Consider the following 5,788-nt stretch of genomic DNA (forward strand, 5'->3'; position numbering starts at 1 on the left):
CAGGAAAAAGCCCCTGGCGGTGACCTGTTGCGGGTCGCGACCTGCGGTCGCCACCGCATCAAAGAAAAACCCCCACCGTTGCCGGTGAGGGTGTTTCAGGAAAAAGCCCCTGGCGGTGACCTACTCTTGCATGGCAAAGCCACACTACCATCGGCGCATGCGCGTTTCACTTCTGAGTTCGGGATGGGATCAGGTGGGACCACGCCGCTATGGCCGCCAGGGAAGGGGTGGGAGCAGCGCAGGTGCGCCGGCTCCGCATTTCTGAAGAGTCCGCCATGGATGGCGGGGTGTTGACTCTTCTTTTCGTGAGAAGGATCTCACGTGAGATAAATCGTAAACGAGTGACAAGCGTCGAGGTGAATCGAGTTTCCGGGAAGTTCGTCAAGCGGTCGTGCTCTTTTGAAGAGTCCAGCCAAGGAAGGCCGGAGGCTCCGCAGAGGGACCTGCGTCAAACAAAGCCACTTGGGGTTATATGGTCAAGCCGCACGGCTCATTAGTATCAGTTAGCTCAACGCATTGCTGCGCTTCCACACCTGACCTATCAACCACCTGGTCTTGATGGTGCCTTAAGGAGAGTCAAGCTCTCGGGAGATCTCATCTTGGGGCGTGCTTCCCGCTTAGATGCTTTCAGCGGTTATCACTTCCGTTCATAGCTACCGGGCAATGCCTCTGGCGAGACAACCCGAACACCAGCGGAACGTCCACTCCGGTCCTCTCGTACTAGGAGCAGCCCCCCTCAAATCTCCAACGCCCACGACAGATAGGGACCGAACTGTCTCACGACGTTCTGAACCCAGCTCGCGTACCACTTTAAATGGCGAACAGCCATACCCTTGGGACCGGCTACAGCCCCAGGATGTGATGAGCCGACATCGAGGTGCCAAACACCGCCGTCGATATGAACTCTTGGGCGGTATCAGCCTGTTATCCCCGGAGTACCTTTTATCCGTTGAGCGATGGCCCTTCCATACAGAACCACCGGATCACTAAGACCTACTTTCGTACCTGCTTGATCCGTCGATCTCGCAGTCAAGCACGCTTATGCCTTTGCACACAGTGCGCGATGTCCGACCGCGCTGAGCGTACCTTCGTGCTCCTCCGTTACTCTTTGGGAGGAGACCGCCCCAGTCAAACTACCCACCATACACGGTCCCTGATCCGGATCACGGATCGAGGTTAGAACGTCAAGCACTTCAGGGTGGTATTTCAAGGATGGCTCCATGCAAACTGGCGTCTGCACTTCAAAGCCTCCCACCTATCCTACACAGAAGAACTCAACGTTCAGTGTAAAGCTATAGTAAAGGTTCACGGGGTCTTTCCGTCTTGCCGCGGGAACGCTGCATCTTCACAGCGAATTCAATTTCACTGAGTCTCGGGTGGAGACAGCGCCGCTGTCGTTACGCCATTCGTGCAGGTCGGAACTTACCCGACAAGGAATTTCGCTACCTTAGGACCGTTATAGTTACGGCCGCCGTTTACTGGGGCTTCGATCAAGAGCTTCGCCTTGCGGCTGACCCCATCAATTAACCTTCCAGCACCGGGCAGGCGTCACACCCTATACGTCCACTTTCGTGTTTGCAGAGTGCTGTGTTTTTGATAAACAGTCGCAGCGGCCAGGTTACTGCGACCCATCGACGCTCAGTCACGCACGTGACCACGTCCATGGGCGCACCTTCTCCCGAAGTTACGGTGCCATTTTGCCTAGTTCCTTCACCCGAGTTCTCTCAAGCGCCTTGGGATTCTCACCCTGCCTACCAGTGTCGGTTTACGGTACGGTTTTTCTACAGCTGAAGCTTAGTGGCTTTTCCTGGAAGCGTAGTATCGGTCACTTCGCCCTAAAGGGCTCGTCTCGGTGCTCGGCATAAAGGATCCCGGATTTGCCTAAGATCCATGCCTACCGCCTTTCCCCGGGACAACCAACGCCCGGTAGACCTAACTTTCTCCGTCCCCACATCGCACTGTAGAAAAGTGCTGGAATATTAACCAGCTTCCCATCGACTACGCATTTCTGCCTCGCCTTAGGGGCCGACTCACCCTGCGCCGATGAACGTTGCGCGAGGAAACCTTGGGCTTTCGGCGTGGGGGCTTTTCACCCCCATTATCGTTACTCATGTCAGCATTCGCACTTCCGATACCTCCAGCAGACTTTACAATCCACCTTCACAGGCTTACGGAACGCTCCTCTACCGCGCACACCAAAGGTGTGCACCCCGAGCTTCGGTGCATAGCTTAGCCCCGTTAAATCTTCCGCGCAGACCGACTCGACCAGTGAGCTATTACGCTTTCTTTAAAGGATGGCTGCTTCTAAGCCAACCTCCTGGCTGTCTATGCCTTTCCACATCGTTTTCCACTTAGCTATGACTTTGGGACCTTAGCTGCGGGTCTGGGTTGTTTCCCTTTTCACGACGGACGTTAGCACCCGCCGTGTGTCTCCCGGATAGTCTGTCCTGGTATTCGGAGTTTGCCATGGTTTGGTAAGTCGCGATGACCCCCTAGCCATAACAGTGCTCTACCCCCAGGAAGATTCGTCCGAGGCGCTACCTAAATAGCTTTCGAGGAGAACCAGCTATCTCCGAGTTTGTTTAGCCTTTCACTCCTATCCTCAGCTCATCCCCATCTATTGCAACAGATGTGGGTTCGGTCCTCCAGTGCGTGTTACCGCACCTTCAACCTGGCCAAGGATAGATCACTCGGTTTCGGGTCTACTGCCAGAGACTATGCGCCCTATTCAGACTCGGTTTCCCTTCGCCTCCCCTATACGGTTAAGCTTGCCACTGACAGTAAGTCGCTGACCCATTATACAAAAGGTACGCAGTCACCCTTGCGGGCTTCCACTGCTTGTACGTATACGGTTTCAGGGTCTATTTCACTCCCCTCTCCGGGGTTCTTTTCGCCTTTCCCTCACGGTACTAGTTCGCTATCGGTCAGTCAGGAGTATTTAGCCTTGGAGGATGGTCCCCCCATGTTCAGACAAGGTTTCACGTGCCCCGCCTTACTCAATTTCACGCACGGTGCCCTTTCGCTTACCGGGCTATCACCGTCTATGGCCAGCCTTTCCAGACTGTTCAACTAAAACACTGTGCGCTTTTGGGCTAGTCCCCGTTCGCTCGTCGCTACTCAGGGAATCTCGGTTGATTTCTTTTCCTCCGGGTACTTAGATATTTCAGTTCCCCGGGTTCGCCTTGCATGGCTATGGATTCACCATGCAATACCGCTTGCGCGGTGGGTTTCCCCATTCGGACATTGCCGGATCAAAGCTTGTTGCCAGCTCCCCGACACTTTTCGCAGGCTGCCACGTCCTTCATCGCCTCTGACTGCCAAGGCATCCACCGTATACGCTTAGTCGCTTGACCATATAACCCCAAGTCGCCTCGGGATCACACGTCCAAACCACTTCGTTCGTGCCTTAACACTTGCCTCGGTTCGGTTCGGTTCGAACCAAGACGCTTGTCACTCGTTTACTTGTTTTCAAAGAACATCACGCCGGCCTCAATGCCGGATGATTTCAAAATCTTTTGTGTGCTGATACTTCACGCGCCGATGGATGGTGGAGCCTGTCGGGATCGAACCGACGACCCCCTGCTTGCAAAGCAGGTGCTCTCCCAGCTGAGCTAAGGCCCCTTGAGGAGTCCGCCCGAGGAAGGGCGGTCTTGATCTGCCCTTCGCGGATGGATCCGCGTGAGGTCATGGTGGGTCTGGGTGGACTCGAACCACCGGCCTCACCCTTATCAGGGGTGCGCTCTAACCACCTGAGCTACAGACCCATGAAAGGTGAACCCCAGAACCCGCGAGCCGAGCTACCCGGGTTCGTTCGACGTGACCGTAAGCCTCGTTCGAAGCCGCTGTTGTGAAGAGTCCGGCCATGGATGGCCGGTCTTGATGCTTGCTCTTCGCAACAGGGACGTTGCGTAAAGCAAACCCTTCGCGTGAAGTACAGGTGTCTTGTGTGGACGTCTTGCGTGAAGACTCACGCCGTCGTTTCTTGAAAGGAGGTGATCCAGCCGCACCTTCCGATACGGCTACCTTGTTACGACTTCACCCCAGTCATGGACCACTCCGTGGGCGTCGTCCCCCTTGCGGTTAGACTAACGCCTTCTGGAGCAACCCACTCCCATGGTGTGACGGGCGGTGTGTACAAGGCCCGGGAACGTATTCACCGCGGCATAGCTGATCCGCGATTACTAGCGATTCCGACTTCATGGAGTCGAGTTGCAGACTCCAATCCGGACTGGGATCGGCTTTCTGGGATTGGCTCCACCTCGCGGTATCGCAACCCTCTGTACCGACCATTGTAGTACGTGTGTAGCCCTGGCCGTAAGGGCCATGATGACTTGACGTCATCCCCACCTTCCTCCGGTTTGTCACCGGCAGTCTCCTTAGAGTTCCCGACATTACTCGCTGGCAACTAAGGACAAGGGTTGCGCTCGTTGCGGGACTTAACCCAACATCTCACGACACGAGCTGACGACAGCCATGCAGCACCTGTGTTCCGATTCCCGAAGGCACTCCCGCATCTCTGCAGGATTCCGGACATGTCAAGGCCAGGTAAGGTTCTTCGCGTTGCATCGAATTAAACCACATACTCCACCGCTTGTGCGGGCCCCCGTCAATTCCTTTGAGTTTCAGTCTTGCGACCGTACTCCCCAGGCGGCGAACTTAACGCGTTAGCTTCGACACTGATCTCCGAGTTGAGACCAACATCCAGTTCGCATCGTTTAGGGCGTGGACTACCAGGGTATCTAATCCTGTTTGCTCCCCACGCTTTCGTGCTTCAGCGTCAGTGTTGTCCCAGATGGCCGCCTTCGCCACTGATGTTCCTCCCGATCTCTACGCATTTCACCGCTACACCGGGAATTCCACCATCCTCTGACACACTCTAGCTATCCAGTATCCACCGCCATTCCCAGGTTGAGCCCGGGGATTTCACGGCAGACTTAAATAACCGCCTACGCACCCTTTACGCCCAGTAATTCCGATTAACGCTTGCACCCTTCGTATTACCGCGGCTGCTGGCACGAAGTTAGCCGGTGCTTATTCCTCAGGTACCGTCAGCCCCCCAGGGTATTAGCCCGTGGTATTTCGCTCCTGATAAAAGTGCTTTACAACCCGAAGGCCTTCTTCACACACGCGGCATTGCTGGATCAGGCTTGCGCCCATTGTCCAATATTCCCCACTGCTGCCTCCCGTAGGAGTCTGGGCCGTGTCTCAGTCCCAGTGTGGCTGATCATCCTCTCAGACCAGCTAGCGATCGTCGCCTTGGTGGGCCATTACCCCGCCAACTAGCTAATCGCACATCGGTTCGTCCTGCCGCGCGAGGCCCGAAGGTCCCCCGCTTTCTCCCGTAGGACGTATGCGGTATTAGTCCCGGTTTCCCGAGGTTATCCCCCACGTCAGGGTAGATCCCGATGCCTTACTCACCCGTCCGCCACTCGCCACCCGGTATTGCTACCTGTGCTGCCGTTCGACTTGCATGTGTTAGGCATGCCGCCAGCGTTCAATCTGAGCCAGGATCAAACTCTTCACTTAAGTTGTCGATCGACCATAGCCGATCTATCTTTCGGAAGCGTTCTTCCCAACCAGTCAAAACTCATTACTGACTTTTTACTTGGTGGGACGCTTGCATCGCTTGGACAGGTCGCAACCCTCCAGCACAAGACGTCCACACAATTCACCTGCGCACACTGTCAAAGATCCTCTTTCGCCCGACCGCCTTTTCAGTGATCGCCCCGTGACCTTTCGTCCCGGGTGAGCCGCCCATTCTACATCGCTTTTTACGTCCGTCAACACC

2 tRNA genes and 3 rRNA genes are annotated in these 5,788 nt (G+C 55.5%); all 5 read right to left on the bottom strand.

The features are described 5' to 3' along the window. Positions 1–107: 107 nt before the first annotated feature. Positions 108–221 (bottom strand): 5S ribosomal RNA (gene rrf, locus AC1Q5A_RS16525). A 251-nt stretch (positions 222–472) separates the two neighbouring features. Continuing rightward, positions 473–3,353, bottom strand: a 23S ribosomal RNA gene (locus AC1Q5A_RS16530). Positions 3,354–3,545: 192 nt separating this feature from the next. Then, positions 3,546–3,621, bottom strand: a tRNA-Ala gene (locus AC1Q5A_RS16535). A gap of 66 nt (positions 3,622–3,687) precedes the next feature. Next, positions 3,688–3,764, bottom strand: a tRNA-Ile gene (locus AC1Q5A_RS16540). 221 nt (positions 3,765–3,985) lie between these two features. Then, positions 3,986–5,526 (bottom strand): 16S ribosomal RNA (locus AC1Q5A_RS16545). Together the 16S, 23S and 5S rRNA genes with 2 tRNA genes alongside form the textbook arrangement of a ribosomal RNA operon. Positions 5,527–5,788 lie beyond the last annotated feature (262 nt).

This window comes from Rhodanobacter sp. GW835-FHT13D09, assembly GCF_058793995.1.